Here is an 18,050-nt window from a genome sequence, read left to right on the forward strand (position 1 = left end):
CGATGCGGCGCTCACGCCTGATCCTGCTGGCGGGCCTTGCCCTGCTGCTGCTGGCGCTGGCCGGCCTGTGGCAGTGGCGCGTGCATGAGGCGGACGGCAGTGCCGCGCTCGCGCGCGGGCTGGCCGCGCTGGATGCCGGTGATGCGCGCACCGCCCGGATCGAGATGATGAACGCCATTCGTGGCAATCCGGCGTCGCTGCCGGCGCGGCTGGGCCATGCCCGCGCGCTGGTGCAGTTGGGTGATGGCGCCGGGGCGCAGGCCGATCTGCTGCGCGCGCGCAAGCTGGGCGCCAGCGTCGGCGACACGAATGGACTGCTGGCGCAGGCGCTGCTGTTGCAGGGCGATGCCGATGGCGCCCTGCGCGCCGTGCAGGCGGGCGAAGGCAAGTCGGCCGAGGCGGCCCGTGTCGCCGCCCGCGCCTGGCAGGCCAAGGGCGACAATGACGCCGCGCAGCGCGCCTTTGACGATGCGCTGCATCTCGCCCCGCGCGCAGCCCGGACCTGGGTCGATCTTGGCCGGTTCCGCCTGACATTGGGCGATCAGGCCGGGGCGATTGCGGCCGCGGACAAGGCGCTGACGCTGGCACCGGGCGATCCGGATGCGCTGACCCTGCGCGGCATGCTGATCCGCGATCAATATGGGCTGGTGGCGGCGCTGCCCTGGTTCGAACGGGCACTCGACGATCATCCCAATGCGCTTGCCCCGCTCACCGAATATGCCGCGACACTGGCCGATGCCGGCCGCGCGAGCCGCGCGCTCAGCGTCAGCCGGCGCATCCTGGCGCTCGATCCCGGCAATCCGCGCGCCTGGTTCCTTCAGGCGGTGATCGCGGCCCGCGCCGGGCAGATCGATCTTGCCCGCACCCTGCTGGCGCGCACCGATGGCCGGCTGGATGGCGAGCCGGCGACCCGGCTGCTGCGCGGCGTGTTGCACCTGTCGGATGGCAATGCCGTGCTGGCGGCCGATGCGCTGGGGCCGCTGGTGGCGATGCAGCCCGACAATCGCGTGGCGCGCACGCTGCTCGCCCGCGCTTCCTATCTGACCGGCGACTATGCCGGCACGGCGGCGACGCTCGCCCCCCTTGTCGATCGCCATGATGCCGATCCCTATGTGCTGACGCTGGCCGCCCGCGCGCAGGAGCAACTGGGCGATCGCGCGCAGGCCGATGCGTTGCTGGCCCGCGCGTCCTGGCCGGTGCGTCCCTCGTCGGACCTGCTGGGGGGCACGAACGCCGTCATGACGCCGCCGGCCGATGTCGCCACCGCGGCCGACAATATCCCCTATATCCGCGCGTTGCTGATGCAGGGGCGCACGGGCGAGGCGGTCGACCGCGCCGGGCTGCTGGCGCGAGCCAATCCCGGCGCGCCGGCCGCTCATGTCGTGCTGGGCGATGCGCTGGTCGCTGCCGGCCGGCCGGCCGATGCCGCCCGCAGTTTCGAGGCGGCGGCCAATATCCGGTTCGATCGCAATGCCGCGCTGCGGCTGGTCGCGGCCTGGAGCGCGGCGGGCGATCCCGCCCGCGCGCTGCAACTCGTCCGCCTGTTCCTGGCGCAGAATCCGATGGATGTGGAGATGCAGCGACTGGCGGCCGGGGCGGCGATGCAGGCGCATGACTGGCGCGGCGCGCTGCGCCTGTTGCAGGCGGTACAGGCCCAGACGGGCGGCCATGATGCGCTGCTGATGGCCGATCTGGCCCGCGCGAGCCTGGAAACGGGATCGCCCGGCAAGGCGCGCCTCTATGCCGCCCAGGCCTATCGCCTGATGCCGGCCAATCCGGTCACCGCCGATATCTACGGCCTGGTGCTGCTGCGCACCGATGCGCAGGGGCCGGCGGCGATCGATCTGCTGGAAAAGGCGGTCGCCCTCGCGCCGCAAAACCCGCCTTTCCAGTTCCATCTGGGGCAGGCCTATGCCGCCGCCGGGCGCAAGGCGGAGGCGAAGCGCGCTTTGTCGCGCGCGGCCGCCGCCCATTTCCCCGATCGCCAGCAGGCGGTGAAGGCGCTCGCTTCATTGTAAAAAAAAAAGCGCCCCGCGGGGCGCTCTTCTTCAGACCTTCTGGCTGTCCAGTTCGTCGAGCCGGATGCCCAGCCGCCGGATCTGTGCCGCGACCGGCGGCCACACGCTTTCCAGGAAGCGGCTGCGTTCCGCCTCGCGCAGCTTGCGGGTCGCGCCATCGGCGACGAACATGCCCACGCCGCGTTTCACGACGACCAGCCCGTCATCCTGGAAGCTCTGATAGGCCTTGGCCACGGTCAGCGGATTGGCGCCCTGCTGCGCGGCAAAGGCGCGGACCGAGGGGAGGAGGTCGCCATCGCGATAGTCCCCATCCAGGATGGAGGCGGCAATGATCTCGCGGAGGCGGAGATAGACGGGTTTGGATTCGTCGCTCATAAGTGCATCAGTGCCATAATACAGCCGTGCAGGTCAATGGACCTTGTTACGTGAAAGCCCGTATTTTCGGCAATTATCTGTCCCATGTCGATACGATATCGTTATAATCTGGCCGGGGCCGTTCTTCCAGCGCGCGTGAGGGCGTGCCGATGAAGACGAATCCGGCCAGCCGCTCGTCCTCGCTGCCAAAGGCGTCGCGCACATCGTCATTGAAGCTCGGCCATCCGGTCAGCCAGCCGCCGGCAAAGCCCAGCGCATGGGTGGCGTGCAACAGGTTCATGATCGCGGCGCCGGCCGACAATTCCTGTTCCCAGACCGGGATCTTGCTGCTCGCGATCGGCTTGGACAGCGCCACCACCAGGGTCGGCGCCTGATGCGCGAACTGGTGCATCGCCTCGATCTCCAGCCGCCCGGCCTCCGGCTTCTCGGCGCGATAGGCGGCCTCCAGCAGCGCGGCCAGCTTTTCCCTTTTGTCCTGCGGCACGATCACGAAGCGCCAGGGCGCCAGCTTGCCATGATCGGGCGTGCGCAGCGCGACTTCGAGGATCTGGCGCAGCTGCGCATCGTCCGGGCCGGGCGCGATCAGGTCGCGCGGCTTGCCGGAACGGCGGGTCTGCAGCAGGGTGAGGGGGCTGGAAAGGTCGTTGAACATCGGTTGCCAAATGGGAGGCTTTGCCGCCGGACGCAAGGGTGAAGGGCGCACTTCCTATCGCTTCAATCCTGCCCCAAACCCCTCTTTGACTCTGCCCACCTTTCCCCTCTAGGGTCCGTGCCATAACGCCGCCGCTCTTGCCGGCCGGCACAAAAAGACAATTTCAAGGGGGTCCGATGGCGACCGCAATCACCGTACCGGCGGAGGCAGGCAAGACCTGGCTCGGCCATCCGCGCGGCCTGTTCCTGCTGTTTTTCGCGGAAATGTGGGAACGTTTTTCCTATTATGGCATGCGTGCCATCCTGATTTTCTACCTCACCAAACATTTCCTGTTCGGCGAGGACAAGGCCTATATCCTCTACGGCGCCTATACCTCGCTGGTCTATATCACCCCGGTGATAGGCGGCTATCTGGCCGACCGGTTCCTTGGCCCGCGCAAGGCGGTGCTGGTGGGCGGCGTGTTCATCGCCATCGGCCATTTCCTGATCGCCATCACCGAAGGGCCGGGGGGGCAGGATGCCTTCTATCTCAACGGCTTCTATCTGGCGCTGGCCAGCATCATCGTCGGCACCGGCTTCCTGAAGGCTAATATCTCGGTGCTGGTGGGCGAACTTTATGCCCGTGACGATCATCGTCGCGACCCGGCCTTCTCTATCTTCTACATGGGCATCAACCTGGGCGGCGCCAGCGGACCGATCGTCTGCGGCCTGCTGGGCGAGCTGTGGGGCTGGAGCTGGGGCTTCGGCGCGGCCGGCGTCGGCATGCTGCTCGGCCTCGTCATGTTCGTCTGGCTGCGGCCCTGGCTGCTGGGCAAGGGCGAGCCGCCCGCGCCGGAAAAGCTGCGCGCGCCGGCGATCGGCACGATCTCGCAGGAATGGACCATCTATGCCAGCGCCGCGCTGGGCGTGGCGGCGATCTGGATGGTCATCCGCTATGCCGAACTGCTGGGCTATACGCTGCTGATCTTCTCCGCCCTGACGGTCGCCTACATCCTTTGGCGCTCGGTCACGGTGCTGACCAAGGTGGAGCGCGACCGGATGTTCGCCGCGCTCTTCCTGATCGCGCTCAATCCGCTCTTCTGGGGCCTGTTCGAACAGACCGGCTCCTCGCTCAACATCTTCACCGACCGCAATGTCGATCGCGTCATCCTGGGCTGGGACGTGCCGGCCTCTTTGTTCCAGTCGGTCAATTCCATCTACATCATCCTGCTCGCGCCGCTGTTCGCGGTGCTGTGGACCTTCCTCGACGAGCGCCGGCTGGAGCCATCCTCGCCCGCCAAGTTCGGCATCGGGCTCATCCTGTGCGGTGCCGGCTTCCTGGTGCTGGTCGCGGGCGCGGCGATGGCCGGCCAGTCGCTGACGCCGGTGATCTTCGTCTTCCTCATCTATCTGCTCCACACCATGGCGGAACTCTGCTTCTCGCCGGTCGGCCTGTCGGCGATGACGCGCCTGTCGGTGTCGAACATGGTCGGGCTGGTGATGGGCACCTGGTTCCTGGCGATGGCCGCGGGCAATTTCATCGCCGGCCTGATCGCGCGCGCCACCGGCAGCGGGGAAGCGGGCGACGTGACCCAGGTGCTGGACGTCTACAGCCGCATCGGCTGGTTTTCCGTGGTGGTCGGCGGCCTGGTGCTGCTGGTCTCGCCCTATGTGAAACGCATGATGCATCTCGATCTCATTGCCGCTGAAAAGGGGAAACAGGCATGAACGCACGCAGCAAGCTGCTGCTGGGGCTGGCGCTGGTCGCGACCGGCATGACCGCGCCGGCGGTCGCCAAGAAGGAAAAGGATCAGCCCGCACCGGCGTCCCAGGGCAGTTCGGCCGAGCCGGACAATCCTTACCCTTCGACCTACAAGCCCTATCCGGGCGTCGCGACCGCGATCCGCGGCGCAACCATCTTTGACGGTGAGGGCGGGCGGATCGACAAGGGCGTCGTCTTCCTGTCGGGTGGCAAGATCACCTCGATCGGCGGCCCCGACACGCCGATCCCGGCCGACATCGCGGTGTTCGACGGCACCGGCAAGTTCGTGACGCCCGGCGTCATCGACATTCACAGCCATCTGGGCGTCTATCCCTCGCCTGCTGTGGACGCGCATTCGGACGGCAATGAAATGACCTCGCCGGTCACGCCCCATGTCTGGGCCGAACATTCGGTCTGGCCGCAGGACCCCGGCTTTGGCCGTGCGCTCGCCAATGGCGGCGTCACCACGCTTCAGATCCTGCCCGGTTCGGGCAATCTGTTCGGCGGTCGCAGCGTGATCCTGAAGAATGTCCAGGCCCGCACCATGCAGGGGATGAAGTTCCCCGGCGCGCCCTATGGCCTGAAGATGGCCTGCGGCGAAAATCCCAAGCGCGTCTACGGCGCCAAGGGGCGCGAGCCCAGCACCCGCATGGGCAATATGGCGGTCGATCGCCAGACCTGGATCAAGGCGCGCGAATATCAGAAGAAGCGCGCCGCCGGTAAGGACCAGACCCGTGACCTGGGCATGGAGACGCTGGCCGACGCGTTGGAAGGCAAGATCCTGGTCCAGAACCATTGCTACCGCGCCGACGAGATGGCCAATGTGATCGATATGTCGAAGGAGTTCGGCTACAAGGTCACCGCCTTCCACCACGCGGTCGAGGCCTACAAGATCGCCGACCTGCTGCGCGAGAACGGCATCTGCGCCGCCATGTGGGGCGACTGGTATGGCTTCAAGATGGAAGCCTATGACGGGATCAAGGAAAATGTCCCGCTCGTCCACCAGGCCGGCGCCTGCGCCATCGTCCATTCCGACGACGAGAATGGCATTCAGCGGCTGAACCAGGAAGCGGCCAAGGCATTGGGCGCGGGCCGTCGCATGGGGCTGAATATCCCTGACGAGATCGCCTGGACCTGGCTCGCCATCAACCCGGCCAAGGCGATGGGCATCGCCGACCAGACCGGCAGCCTGAAGGTCGGCAAGATGGCCGACGTCGTGCTGTGGAACGGCAATCCGTTCAGCACCTATACCCGGCCGGAAAAGGTCTGGGTCGACGGCGCCTTGCTCTATGACGCCAATGATCCCAAGCGGCGCCCGGTAACCGACTTCGAACTCGGCCAGATCGGCGCGGGAGACGTGAAATGACGATGAAGACCGCAATCCGCGCCGCCGCCGCGCTGCTGGCCGTTGCCGCCTCGCCCATGGCCCTGGCCCAGACCATCGCCATCACTGGCGCCACCCTAGCGATCGGTGACGGGTCGGAACCGATCCAGAATGGCACCGTGGTCATTTCCGCCGGCAAGGTGGTGGCCGCCGGGGCCGGCGTTGCCGTGCCGGCTGGCGCCAAGACCATCGACGCCAGCGGCAAATGGGTGACGCCCGGCATCGTCTCGGGCTTCTCGCGCGTGGGCCTGGCCGAAGTGCCCGGCGTCAAGGAAACCAACGACATCAACGCCCGCACGCCTTTCTCGGCCGCGATCGATGTTGCACCGGCAATCAACCCGCTGGCCAACCCGATCGCGATCAGCCGCACCGCCGGCGTGACCCGCGCGGTGGTGGTGCCCGCGACCGGCAACGGCATCTTTGCCGGGCAGGGCGCCGTGGTCGATCTGGGGGCCGACATGGACCCGATCACCAAGGCGCGCGCCTTCCAATATGTCGAGATGGGCGAAGAAGGGGCGGAGGATGCCGGCGGCAGCCGACCGGCCGCCTATCTCACCTTCAAGATGATGCTGCGCGAGGCGCAGGATTATGCCAAGGCCCCGGCCAGCTATGATGGCCGGTCGAAGGACGCTTTGCTCAACCGCGTCGATGCCGAGGCGCTGGTCCCGGTCGTCACCGGCGCCATGCCGCTGATGATCCATGTCGAAAGCGCGCGCGACATTCTCGGCGTGCTGGCGCTCAGGAAGGACTTCCCGGCGCTGAAGCTGATCCTCGCCGGCGCGACCGAAGGCTGGATGGTCGCCAGCCAGATCGCCGCCGCCAAGGTGCCGGTGATCGCCGGCGGGCTCGACGACCTGCCCTCCAGCTTCGAGAAGCTGGCGGCGACCCAGAGCAATGTCGGCCGCATGGTGAAGGCCGGCGTGCCCGTCGCCATGGGCCTGATGGACCGGGACGAAGCGCTGCAACTGCGCCTCGCCACCCAGCAGGCGGGCAATATGGTCGCGCTCAACAAGGTGCCGGGCGCCACTGGCCTCAGCTGGGGCCAGGCGCTGCGCAGCATCACCTCCGCCCCGGCCGAGGCGATGGGGCTGGGCGACCGGATCGGCTCGCTCAAGGCCGGCAAGGCGGGCGACGTGGTGATCTGGGACGGCGATCCGCTGGAAATGGAATCGGCGCCGGTCGCGGTGTGGATCGACGGCATCCAGCAGCCGATCGACAACCGCCAGACCAAGCTGCGCGACCGCTACGCCACCCCGACCGAGGGCAGCCTGCCCAAGGCCTATGAATGGTAAGATGGGGAAGGGGGCCACGGCCCCCTTTTTCATGCCGCGCACATCTGCCGGCAAAATGCGGGGGCCATGGCACCAAAGGCAACCCTGCCTCGTTGGGGCAGGACGCAACCGCGATAGGAGAGGCCCCATGCCCGATGAACTGAACGAAGCCCTCGAGCGGTTCCAGATGTTTGCCGCCCGCTTCAAACTGGATGATCTGATCGATGCCGAAAGCGGCTTCACCGGCAACGACGCCGCGCTGCTGGCGGGCGAAGTCGAAATGGCCATCCAGACCAGAGGCATGCAGGACAGCCCCGAGCCGGATATAGACGGCAGCCTGTTCTAGGGGCCGTGAATCCAGCTGGGCGACGATAGAAGCGCACTATCTGGGCAAACTGCCCCCGGACGTAGCGGCAAGAACAATCAGCTATTCATGGAAGTCGTGCTGTGGACTGTTCGAAAGGGCAGTCCATGGCGCGACCTGCCGACCCATTCGATTAACCGGGAAAGGCGCCGCCTCTGGCTCTCGGTCATGGTCGACTTCTGACAGGAATGCTGCCCTCCCTGCGCGACAGGCGCCGCATGATCTCGCGCGATCAGTAGGTCATCTGGCCGGTGACATTGCCGCCGTCGAGATAGCGGCAGACCAGTATCTCATCCTCGCCGCTGGCCACGGTGACGAGCGCACATCCCACCTGCGTCGTGTCGCGCCAGATCACCTGCGTGTAATGGCCGACATCTTCCCACTGGCCCGATGTGCTCACATCGGTGAACACGCCATTCTTGAACGCCGCCTTCTCGTCGATCCACATCGTCACCATGTCTTCGGGCGTATAGGCGCCCTTGCTGCCCCGCCACAGATTCTCGCCCTCGGCGACCAGCGAACCATCATGTTCGAGATCGCTTAGCGTCTGGAGATTGGCGCCCCATCGCGCCGCGTCGGCGGCGAGCGCCGGGCTCCAGCTAAGGTTGGGCACGCCAATCTGGCCACGCTCCGCATTATGGGCGGCCAGGACGCGCTGGTCGAAATTGTCGAGCCGGTTCTGCGCCTGTACCGGTGATGCGGCGATAAGGCCCAGCAGAATGGCGGCTGACCGTTGTATCGAGGGGCGCGTGAGAAGCTCCAGCATCATCAACCTCTCCTTGTTCTGATGGTAGATCGCGCGGGGCATCAGCCGAATTTTTCGAGCAGATATTGCGAGACCCAGATCTGGGTGCCAGCCAATTGGGGCAGCGCCAGCCTGATCCGCTGGTCAAAGCGCAGCTGCCGCGCCAGCCCATCGCCGATGGCCGCCCCGGCGGCCATCTCGTGCGGGTTGAAGCTGTTCCGCACCCGGTGCAGGGCGTCGCGCACGCGGTCGCCTTCCTCGCCGGTCAGGGTCGCGGGTAATGGCCCACCATAAGGGGTGCCGCTTGCGATCAGGCCGAGCAGGTTCGCAAAATCATCGGGTTGCATCTCTACCCAATGATGAGGCTGGAGAATGGCCTTCGGGCGGAAGATCACGGCGGTTGCCGTCACGATCCCTCCCGTCAGATAGACGGTCGGGCGTTGCTGGGGTGGGGGTTCCGTCGCAATCTGTGGCGCCAGCACCGGAGCCACGGTGTCGCCGTAAAATTCCGATGCCCTTTGGCCGACGGTGGCGGTGCGGACGTCCGGCCAGCGAAGCTTGACCGCGCCGGCCATCGTCTTGGCTCCATAGGGTGCCGAAAGGGCGACAAACTGGCCATGCTGGTCATAATAGCCGCCCTTGATAGTGCCGCTGGCGATGTTGACGTGCATCACATTGCGGCGATCAGCGGGGCGCACGATCCAGTCATAGCCCAGCCGCGCCTGATCCTTGATCGAGATGATTTCGGGGGTGATGCCCGTTCGTGCGGGAAGGGCGGCGATGAATTGCTCCACCCGGCCTGGCGCGAAGTCGATCAGGCCGCCCGAGACCAGCACGGCAATGTCGCTGGTCTGCAATCCATGCTGGGACTTCAGCCGATCGATATGGCCAGCCACGATGTCGACGCTCTGGGCGGCCATGGCGTCATCCGCTGCGGGGCCAAGTGGGCTGGCCAGTTCGGTTTCCACGAAGGCCTTGCCGGTGGGTTCCGGCGCCATGCGCTCGAAGCCTGAAAGCTTTCGTCGGCCCAGCTGGTCACGGTCAAACCGGTAGGCTGCGACGCTCATTCCGCCCCGCCGGATTTCGACGACGCCATAGGTTTTTTGCCGGTTCGCCTGCGCATTCGCCCTGGCTGGTATCAGGCCCGGTATCAGGGACAGGCCTGTGACCGATGCTGCCGTTGCGCCGATGAATGCGCGCCTGCTCCAAGCCATCGCTGTCCCCCATGTCCAGGCAGATGTCGGGGTCAATCCCGGCGCGCTGCGACAAACGGATTGCTATGACGATGTCGGGTGCGAAACAATCGGGCTATTCCGGATGGCCGATGGCGGAAAATCCTTAGGGGCGATGGCGCCGGGGCCGTGGCGTCTGTCCTACAGCGCCGGCTTTCCGCTATACCGTCGCCGGCTCTTTCCCATCGTCCGCGCGCATCCATGGTCTCGCACGATAATTTCCATCATCGGCACGAAAATGTCAGGATGTGCGGGAAATATGCGAAGTTAAGCGCGGCATTTCCTATTTTGCCGCGCCGGGTTCAGCCGCTGGTGGCGCCCCACACGTCGCTCGCCTTCACGAAGCCCTTCTGGCCCTTTACGTCGAATGCGCACCAGCCGCTCGAGCAGGAACCGATCCGGCCGACCACGCCCTTTTCGGCGCGGAACAGGGTGCGGCTGGTTTCGCTCGCGCCCTCGTGCATCGGTGCTTGCGCCGCGGTGACGATCGCCGTGGCGGTATCGCTCAGCAGGCGGACATGCATCCAGCCCTGGGCACCGTCAGGGTCTTCCACCTTGCGCCACAGGCCCAGCACCTGCACCACTTTCACCGGCAGGTCGCGGCGCTGATAGACCCAGTTGGACGGGTAATCGAGGCTGGGGCCGACGCGCATCCGCGCCTCGTCATGCGACAGCGACGCCCAATAGGGCACCGGCTTGGCCGGGGCCGCCGCCGCGCCGCTCATATTGGTCAGTGCCGCGATCATGCCCGCGCCCAGCAGCAGGCGCTTCATGCCCGACCCTTTGCCCATATCACCCATGGTCTTTCCATACGCTTGTCCGGCCGGTCGCGACAAGCTTTCAATCGCAGGCGGCAGCATATCCGCTTGACCGGCGGGGCAGGCGGGAATAGCGGCCATGCTATGGCCAGGAAACCGCGCCCCGCAACGCCGCGCGTCATCGTGACGCGTCGCCTGCCCCCCAATGTGGAGGCGCGCATGGCCGAACTGTTCGACGCCAGCTTCAACACCGGCGACATTCCCATGAACCGGGCCGAACTCGCCGCCGCCATGGCGCAGTGCGACGTGCTGGTGCCCTGCATCAGCGACCAGATCGATGCGGAACTGATCGCCGGCGCGCCCGACCGGCTGCAACTGATCGCCAGCTTCGGCAGCGGCGTCGACCATATCGACCTGGCCGCCGCGCGGACCAGGGGCGTGATCGTCACCAACACGCCCGGCGTGTTGACCGAAGACACGGCCGACATGACCATGGCGCTGATCCTCTCCGTGCCCCGCCGCCTGGCGGAGGGGGAGAAGCTGGTGCGCTCGGGCCAGTGGCATGGCTGGAGCCCGTCGGGCATGCTGGGGCACCGCATCGGCGGCAAGAAGCTGGGCATCATTGGCATGGGCCGCATCGGTCGCGCCGTCGCCCGCCGCGCCAAGGCGTTCGGCCTCTCCATCGCCTATCATAACCGCCATCGCCTGCCGTTCGAGGTGGAGCAGGAGTTGGAGGCCAGCTGGCATGACGATCTCGACGCGCTGCTGCGCGAATGCGACATCGTGTCGATTCATTGCCCGCTCAATGCCGACAGCCGCGGCCTGATCGATGCGCGGCGGATCGGCCTGATGCGGCCCGACGCCTATCTCATCAACACCTCCCGCGCGGAAATCACCGACGAGCCGGCGCTGATCGCCGCGCTTGCCGAAGCACGGATCGCCGGCGCCGGGCTTGACGTTTACACCCATGAGCCGGCGGTCGATCCGCGGCTGCTGGCGCTCGCCAATGTCACCCTGCTGCCCCATGTCGGCTCGGCGACCTTCGAGGGGCGCGACGCCACCGGCGCGCGCGTCATCGCCAATATCCGCACCTGGGCCGACGGCCACCGCCCGCCCAATCAGGTGCTTGAAGGCTGGGTCTGAACGCTGCGCGCGCGGAACAATGCGCGCCTTCCTCCGTTTGGAAACATCAGAGAAACGGAAGGAATCCCACCATGATTCGTCTTGCCATCATTGCCCTTGTGATCGCGGCCGTGCTCGCCGTCCTCGGCTTCGGCGGCGCCGCCGGCACCTTCGTCGGCATCGCCAAATTGCTGTTCGGCATCGCCATCGCCCTGTTCCTGATCTTCCTTGTTCTGGGCCTTCTGGCTGGCAAGGGCATCAAGGACGCGATAGACTGACACGCATGATCGAGATTGGCGCTGGAGTGGATGAAACCGGGCGGTTGCTGCGCGATGAGGCCGGCTTCCTGCTCCAGCGTGATCTTGGCGGCACCTGGCGATTGGTGCTGCTGCGGGTGCCGGTCGACCATGTGGAAAAGCGGTTCCGGGTGCGCGGCTATTATGCCGGCGACGACATTGTCGAAGCGGACGGCGTAGCCGCCGCCTGAACCGGCATCGGGCCATCTTGCCAGAATCGTTGCGCCGCGCGATCAGTTGCGCCCATGCGCAAGATCATTACCCTGATGCTCGCCGTTGCGGCGCCCGCTCTGGCTCACGCCCAGACTCCCCATGACCAGCTGACCAAGGTGATCGACGATCACTGGGCATGGTATCTGTCGGTCCATCCGGTGGAGGCGACGGCGCGCGGCGTGCGCGACTATGACGACCAGATTTCCGACCTGTCGCTTGGCGCCCGCGATGCCCAGATCAAGGCGGAACAGGGCTTCGTCACCCGGCTGGATGCGGTGCCGGAGACAGGGCTGGACGCCGCTGACAAGGTCAATCGCGCGGTGCTGCTATGGATGCTGCGCGACGATATCGCCAGCGACAAGCATCAGGCCGAACGGCTGATGCTCTTCACCACCTATTATAGCTGGCATCAGGGCTTTTCCGGCATGGCCGACGGCCTGCCTTTCTACACCCGCGCCGATTATGAGAGCTATCTGAAGCGCCTGGCCCTTTACCCGAAGCAGAATGGCGATGGCATGGTGATCACTCGCCAGGCGATCAAGGGCGGCTATGTGCTGCCCTGTTCGGTGCTGGGCGGCTTTGCCAAGGGGATCAGCGGCATCGTCGCCGGGGCGCCGGAAGGAACGCGCTTCTACGAGCCCTTCACCCGCACCAAGCCGCGCGACATCAGCGATGCCGACTGGGCGGCGCTACAGGCGCGCGCGGTGGCGGTGATCCGCGATGTCATCACGCCGGAATATGGCAAATGGCACGACCTGTTCGTGGCGGACTATCTGCCCAAATGCCGCAAGAGCGACAGCGCATCGACGCTGCCGGGTGGCGCGGCCTGGTATGCCAGCCGGGTGCGCACCCACACCACCACCGACCTGACCCCCGATCAAATCCACCAGATCGGGCTGGATGAGGTCGCCCGCATCGGCAAGCGGATGGACGCGATCGCGGCCAAGGCGGGCTATCCCAGCCGTGCCGCCTTCATCCAGCATCTGCGTACCGACCCCAGCTATTACGCGAAGACGCCCGAGGAATTGCTGCGCGTCGCCGCGCGCCAGGCCAAGATGATCGACGGCCTGCTGCCGCGCTATTTCGCCACGCTGCCGCGCCTGCCCTATGGCATCAAGCCGATCCCGGCGGCCGAGGCGGAAGGGACGACCACCGCCTATTATGGCCCCGGCGCGCCCGAAGCGGGGATATCGGGCACCTACTGGGTCAATACGTCGAAATTGGACCAGCGGCCCTTCTGGGAATTGCCGGCACTGACCGCGCATGAGGCGGTGCCGGGCCATCACAATCAGATCGCACTGCAGCAGGAATTGCCGCTGCCGCCCTTCCGCAAATATCTCGCCGGCTTCACCGCCTATGTCGAGGGTTGGGCGCTCTACACCGAATATCTGGGCGAGGAGATGGGCCTCTACGACACGCCCGAAAAGATGATGGGCCGCCTGTCCTATGAGATGTGGCGCGCCTGCCGGCTGGTGGTGGACACCGGCATCCATGCCAAGGGCTGGGACAAGGCGAAGGCCGTCGCCTTCATGAAGGCGAACAGCGCCCTGAGCGACGCCAATATCGATGCGGAGGTCAATCGCTACATCAGCTGGCCGGGGCAGGCGCTGGGCTACAAGCTGGGCGAGATCAAGATCCGCGAGCTGCGGGCGCGGGCGGAACAGCAGCTCGGGCCCAAGTTCGACCTGCGCCGTTTCCATGATGCGGTACTGTCGCAGGGGGCGGTGCCGCTTACCGTGCTGGAAAGCCAGATCGACGGCTGGATCGCAGCGGAAAAGGCGCGCTGATAAAGGCAAGATATGGGGCGGGGCGGGCGTGATTTCCACGCCCCGCGCACAATAAAAGTGCGGCCCTTGTGCGCGTCGCTGCGAATGATTTTCAGTAAGCAAAAATGGCGGAAATAAAGGCGGTTTCGACCATTTTGTCCCTTTTACTTGGCGGTGGCAATCTGTATGCCACCGCTCATCGGGACACACTTGCTTCGACCATAGGTTGGGGCGCCTCCCTCCACCTTGCCGCGTCTTCGTGGCTTCTGGTGGGAACGCGACGCTTCCTTCCGCATGGCCGGGCCTATGCGAGGAGACGCATATCTTATGACCGCCACCGGACAGGATACTCTCGGCACGCGCGACACGCTCAATGTCGGCGGCAAGGACATCGCCTATTATTCGTTGGAAAAGGCTGCTGCGAAGCTTGGAGACGTTTCGCGCCTGCCTTTCTCGATGAAGGTGCTGCTGGAAAATCTGCTGCGCTTCGAGGACGGCGTGACCGTCACCACCGACGATATCAAGGCGATCGTCGACTGGCAGAATGACAAGGGCAAGGCCGAGCGCGAGATCCAGTATCGCCCGGCGCGCGTGCTGCTGCAGGACTTTACCGGCGTGCCCTGCGTCGTCGACCTGGCCGCCATGCGCGACGCGATGAATGCGCTGGGCGCCGATGCCAGCAAGATCAACCCGCAGGTGCCCGTCCACCTCGTCATCGACCACAGTGTCATGGTCGACGAGTTCGGCACGCCCCGCGCGTTCCAGGACAATATGGAGATCGAATATCAGCGCAACATGGAGCGCTACGACTTCCTGAAATGGGGCAGCAAGAGCCTTGCCAACTTCTACGCCGTGCCGCCGGGCACCGGCATCTGCCATCAGGTGAACCTGGAAAATATCGCCCAGGGCGTCTGGTCGAGCGAAGGCTCCGACGGCGCCACCATCGCCTATCCCGACACCTGCGTCGGCACCGACAGCCACACCACCATGGTCAATGGCCTGGGCGTGCTGGGCTGGGGCGTGGGCGGGATCGAGGCGGAGGCCGCGATGCTGGGCCAGCCGGTGTCGATGCTGATCCCCGAAGTTGTCGGCTTCAAGTTCACCGGCAATTTGAAGGAAGGCGTCACCGCCACCGATCTGGTGCTGACCTGCACCCAGATGCTGCGCGCGCGTGGCGTGGTCGGCCGCTTCGTCGAATATTTCGGCCCCGGCCTTGCCACGCTCAGTCTAGCCGACCGCGCGACGCTGGCCAATATGGCGCCCGAATATGGCGCGACCTGCGGCTTCTTCGGCATCGACGACAAGACGCTGGACTATATGCGCCTGACCGGCCGCAGCGACGAGAATATCGCGCTGGTCGAGGCCTATGCCAAGCAGCAGGGTTTCTGGATCGATCCGTCGATAGAGCCGATCTTCACCGATACGCTGGAACTGGACCTCTCGACCGTGGTGCCGAGCCTCGCCGGCCCCAAGCGCCCGCAGGACCGCGTCGCGCTGCCCGAAGTGGACGATGTGTTCAACGCGGACATGGTGAATACCTACAAGAAGGCGCAGACCCGCGTTCCGGTCGAGGGCAAGGATTATGATATTGGCGATGGCGACGTCACCATTGCCGCGATCACCAGCTGCACCAACACCTCCAACCCCAATGTGCTGATCGCCGCCGGCCTCGTCGCCAAGAAGGCGAATGAGCTGGGCCTGAAGCCCAAGCCCTGGGTCAAGACGTCGCTGGCGCCCGGTAGCCAGGTCGTCACCGACTATCTGGAAAAGGCGGGCCTCCAGGCGCATCTCGACGCGATCGGCTTTAACCTCGTCGGCTATGGCTGTACCACCTGCATCGGCAATTCGGGCCCGCTCGCCGAGCCGATCAGCAAGGCGATCAACGAAAATGGCCTGGTTGCCGCCGCCGTCATTTCGGGCAACCGCAACTTCGAAGGTCGCGTCTCGCCCGACGTGCGCGCCAACTTCCTCGCTTCGCCGCCGCTGGTCGTCGCCTATGCGCTCAAGGGCACGGTGATCGAGGATTTCATCACCACCCCGATCGGCACGAGCAAGGATGGCGAAGCGGTCTATCTCAAGGACATCTGGCCGACCAATGACGAGGTCGCGACCACCCTGGCGGGGGCGGTCGACCGGGAGATGTTCCGCGCCCGCTACGCCAATGTCTACAAGGGCGACGCCCATTGGCAGGCGATCGAGGTGACCGGGTCGGACACCTACAAGTGGCGTGCCGGGTCGACCTATGTCGCCAACCCGCCCTATTTCGAGGGGCTGACCATGACCCCGGCGCCGGTCACGGACATCATCGGCGCCATGCCGCTGGCGATCTTCGGCGACTCGATCACCACCGACCACATCTCGCCGGCCGGTTCGATCAAGGCGACCTCGCCCGCAGGCAAGTGGCTGAGCGAGCATCAGGTCGCCCAGGCCGACTATAACAGCTATGGCTCGCGCCGTGGCCATCATGAAGTCATGATGCGCGGCACCTTCGCCAATATCCGCATCAAGAATCTGATGCTCGACGGCGTCGAAGGCGGCATGACCAGCTATCAGGGCGAAGTCATGCCAATTTATGACGCGGCGATGAAGCACAAGGCCGACGGCACGCCGCTGGTCGTGATCGGCGGCAAGGAATATGGCACCGGATCGTCGCGCGACTGGGCGGCCAAGGGCACCAACCTGCTCGGCGTGCGCGCCGTGATCGTCGAAAGCTTCGAGCGCATCCACCGCTCGAACCTGGTCGGCATGGGCGTGTTGCCCCTGGTGTTCAAGGACGGCCAGACCCGCGACACGCTGGGCCTCAAGGGCGATGACAGCTTCACCATCACCGGTGTCGCCGACCTCAAGCCCCGCCAGGATGTCGAAGTGCAGGTCACCCGCGCCGACGGTTCGACCTTCAGCTTCACCGCGCTCTGCCGCATCGATACCGTCAACGAGCTGGAATATTTCCTCAATGGCGGCATCCTGCAATATGTGCTGCGCAAGCTCGCCGCCTGAGCGCTTGATCGGTTGACGCGCTGAGCTAAGGAATGAGGGCTCTCTCCGTGAGGAGGGAGCCCTTTTCATTTGGGGGTGGATGGTGGCGCTGTTCGTGGAGATCGTCGGCTGGGCCGGCGCGATATTGGTGCTGATCGCCTATGTCGGCGTCTCGACCGGGCGGCTGTCGGGCGGGTCGGCGACCTTCCAGTGGCTCAACGCCGTCGGCGCCGCCTTCTTCATCCTCAACACCTGGTGGCATGGCGCCTTTCCCTCGATGGTGCTCAACATCATCTGGGCGGTCGTCGGCTTTTCCACCCTGTGGCGCATCTTCCGTAGGAGAATGTCCCCGTCATGACCCGCTTCATCGATCTCAGCCACGCCATCGAACATGGCATGACCACCTATAAGGGCGTCGCCGCGCCGCATATCTGCGATTACTGGACCCGCGAACAGTCGCGCGCCAACTATGCCGATGGCAGCGCGTTTCAGATGGGACGGATCGACATGGTGTCGAACACCGGCACCTATCTCGATGCGCCCTTCCACCGCTTCGAGGAGGGCGATGATCTCTCCATGCTCGACCTCGACCGGCTGGCCAGCCTGCCGGCGATCGTGGTGCGCAGGCCGTTCGAGGCCGTGGGCCTGGCGACCGACGCCGCCGATCTGGATGGGATCGATGTCGCCGGCCGCGCGGTGCTGGTCCACACCGGTTGGGACCGGCACTGGCGCACGCCCGCCTATTATGAGGATCACCCCTTCCTGACCGAAGCGGCGGCGCAGATGCTGGTGGCGCGCGGCGCCCGGCTGGTCGGCATCGACAGCCATAATATCGACGATACGCGGCCCGGCACCGGCCGCCCGGTCCATCGCGAGCTGTTGGGGGCGGGCGTGCTGATCTGCGAACATATGACCAATCTGGCCATGCTGCCGGATGCCGGCTTCGCCTTCACCGCGGTGCCGCCCAAGATCGTCGGCATGGGCACATTCCCGGTCCGAGCCTTCGCGCAAGTCAATTTGACATGATCTTTTAGCGTAGCCTTCAGGCATGACATCGCTGTTAGCCTTCGGCTTTCGCTTGAACTGAGAGGCGTTAGCGCCGATACTATGACGATCGGCCGAGAAAGGCCGTCCAAGG

18 protein-coding genes are annotated in these 18,050 nt (G+C 65.6%); 13 read left to right on the forward strand and 5 right to left on the reverse strand.

Going from position 1 to position 18,050, the window contains the following annotated elements; translation table 11 throughout:
- Window positions 1-2: 2 nt before the first annotated feature.
- Entirely contained in the window at window positions 3-2,018 is a 2,016-nt protein-coding gene (locus ACUCV3_RS09260; RefSeq protein WP_122928207.1) for a tetratricopeptide repeat protein, read from the forward strand.
- 30 nt (window positions 2,019-2,048) lie between these two features.
- Here the strand turns inward: ACUCV3_RS09260 and ACUCV3_RS09265 are convergent, their stop codons facing one another.
- Window positions 2,049-2,393, reverse strand: coding sequence for a GntR family transcriptional regulator (locus tag ACUCV3_RS09265; protein ID WP_004211328.1), 345 nt, complete (start codon window positions 2,391-2,393; stop codon window positions 2,049-2,051).
- A gap of 73 nt (window positions 2,394-2,466) precedes the next feature.
- A complete protein-coding gene (locus ACUCV3_RS09270; protein WP_048939433.1) occupies window positions 2,467-3,045 on the reverse strand; it encodes a nitroreductase family protein in 579 nt (192 codons plus the stop codon).
- Window positions 3,046-3,221: 176 nt separating this feature from the next.
- Here ACUCV3_RS09270 and ACUCV3_RS09275 point away from each other — a divergent pair, with 176 nt between their 5' ends.
- From ACUCV3_RS09275 to ACUCV3_RS09290, 4 genes are all read left to right on the forward strand, one after another.
- Window positions 3,222-4,751, forward strand: coding sequence for a peptide MFS transporter (locus ACUCV3_RS09275; RefSeq protein ID WP_048939432.1), 1,530 nt, complete (start codon window positions 3,222-3,224; stop codon window positions 4,749-4,751).
- Window positions 4,748-6,151, forward strand: a complete 1,404-nt coding sequence (locus ACUCV3_RS09280) for an amidohydrolase (RefSeq protein ID WP_048939431.1) — start codon at window positions 4,748-4,750, stop codon at window positions 6,149-6,151. The genes ACUCV3_RS09275 and ACUCV3_RS09280 overlap by 4 nt, the downstream gene beginning before the upstream one ends.
- Window positions 6,148-7,461 (forward strand): amidohydrolase family protein, encoded by a 1,314-nt coding sequence (locus ACUCV3_RS09285; RefSeq protein WP_048939430.1) that lies wholly within the window; start codon window positions 6,148-6,150, stop codon window positions 7,459-7,461. Before ACUCV3_RS09280 ends, ACUCV3_RS09285 begins: the two co-directional genes overlap by 4 nt.
- Before the next feature lie 127 nt (window positions 7,462-7,588).
- Window positions 7,589-7,786: a hypothetical protein gene (locus tag ACUCV3_RS09290; protein WP_004211334.1), complete on the forward strand. Its 198-nt coding sequence runs from the start codon at window positions 7,589-7,591 to the stop codon at window positions 7,784-7,786.
- Between the two features lie 250 nt (window positions 7,787-8,036).
- On the opposite strand, the gene ACUCV3_RS09295 is transcribed toward ACUCV3_RS09290, so the two are convergent.
- Window positions 8,037-8,573 (reverse strand): CAP domain-containing protein, encoded by a 537-nt coding sequence (locus ACUCV3_RS09295; RefSeq protein WP_234415741.1) that lies wholly within the window; start codon window positions 8,571-8,573, stop codon window positions 8,037-8,039.
- Window positions 8,574-8,611: 38 nt separating this feature from the next.
- Window positions 8,612-9,616, reverse strand: coding sequence for a hypothetical protein (locus tag ACUCV3_RS09300; protein WP_159078586.1), 1,005 nt, complete (start codon window positions 9,614-9,616; stop codon window positions 8,612-8,614).
- Between the two features lie 97 nt (window positions 9,617-9,713).
- On the opposite strand from ACUCV3_RS09300, the gene ACUCV3_RS09305 reads away from it, so the two are divergent.
- On the forward strand, window positions 9,714-10,052 hold the full coding sequence (locus tag ACUCV3_RS09305) for a hypothetical protein (RefSeq protein WP_137405288.1): 339 nt from the start codon (window positions 9,714-9,716) through the stop codon (window positions 10,050-10,052).
- Between the two features lie 31 nt (window positions 10,053-10,083).
- On the opposite strand, the gene ACUCV3_RS09310 is transcribed toward ACUCV3_RS09305, so the two are convergent.
- Window positions 10,084-10,581, reverse strand: a complete 498-nt coding sequence (locus ACUCV3_RS09310) for an SH3 domain-containing protein (protein ID WP_004211336.1) — start codon at window positions 10,579-10,581, stop codon at window positions 10,084-10,086.
- A gap of 102 nt (window positions 10,582-10,683) precedes the next feature.
- On the opposite strand from ACUCV3_RS09310, the gene ACUCV3_RS09315 reads away from it, so the two are divergent.
- From ACUCV3_RS09315 to ACUCV3_RS09345, 7 genes are all read left to right on the forward strand, one after another.
- Entirely contained in the window at window positions 10,684-11,682 is a 999-nt protein-coding gene (locus ACUCV3_RS09315) for a 2-hydroxyacid dehydrogenase (protein ID WP_010337376.1), read from the forward strand.
- Window positions 11,683-11,753: 71 nt separating this feature from the next.
- A complete protein-coding gene (locus ACUCV3_RS09320) occupies window positions 11,754-11,939 on the forward strand; it encodes a DUF1328 domain-containing protein (protein ID WP_004211340.1) in 186 nt (61 codons plus the stop codon).
- Between the two features lie 5 nt (window positions 11,940-11,944).
- Window positions 11,945-12,148, forward strand: coding sequence for a DUF5818 domain-containing protein (locus ACUCV3_RS09325; RefSeq protein WP_482240584.1), 204 nt, complete (start codon window positions 11,945-11,947; stop codon window positions 12,146-12,148).
- 54 nt (window positions 12,149-12,202) lie between these two features.
- Window positions 12,203-13,957: a DUF885 domain-containing protein gene (locus ACUCV3_RS09330; RefSeq protein ID WP_482240585.1), complete on the forward strand. Its 1,755-nt coding sequence runs from the start codon at window positions 12,203-12,205 to the stop codon at window positions 13,955-13,957.
- 306 nt (window positions 13,958-14,263) lie between these two features.
- Window positions 14,264-16,933 (forward strand): aconitate hydratase AcnA, encoded by a 2,670-nt coding sequence (gene acnA, locus ACUCV3_RS09335; protein WP_048939073.1) that lies wholly within the window; start codon window positions 14,264-14,266, stop codon window positions 16,931-16,933.
- A 79-nt stretch (window positions 16,934-17,012) separates the two neighbouring features.
- Window positions 17,013-17,270: a CBU_0592 family membrane protein gene (locus ACUCV3_RS09340; protein WP_037515777.1), complete on the forward strand. Its 258-nt coding sequence runs from the start codon at window positions 17,013-17,015 to the stop codon at window positions 17,268-17,270.
- Window positions 17,267-17,938, forward strand: a complete 672-nt coding sequence (locus ACUCV3_RS09345; protein WP_048939074.1) for a cyclase family protein — start codon at window positions 17,267-17,269, stop codon at window positions 17,936-17,938. Before ACUCV3_RS09340 ends, ACUCV3_RS09345 begins: the two co-directional genes overlap by 4 nt.
- The last annotated feature ends 112 nt before the right edge of the window (window positions 17,939-18,050 follow it).

It is taken from the genome of Sphingobium sp. VMM, assembly GCF_056790315.1.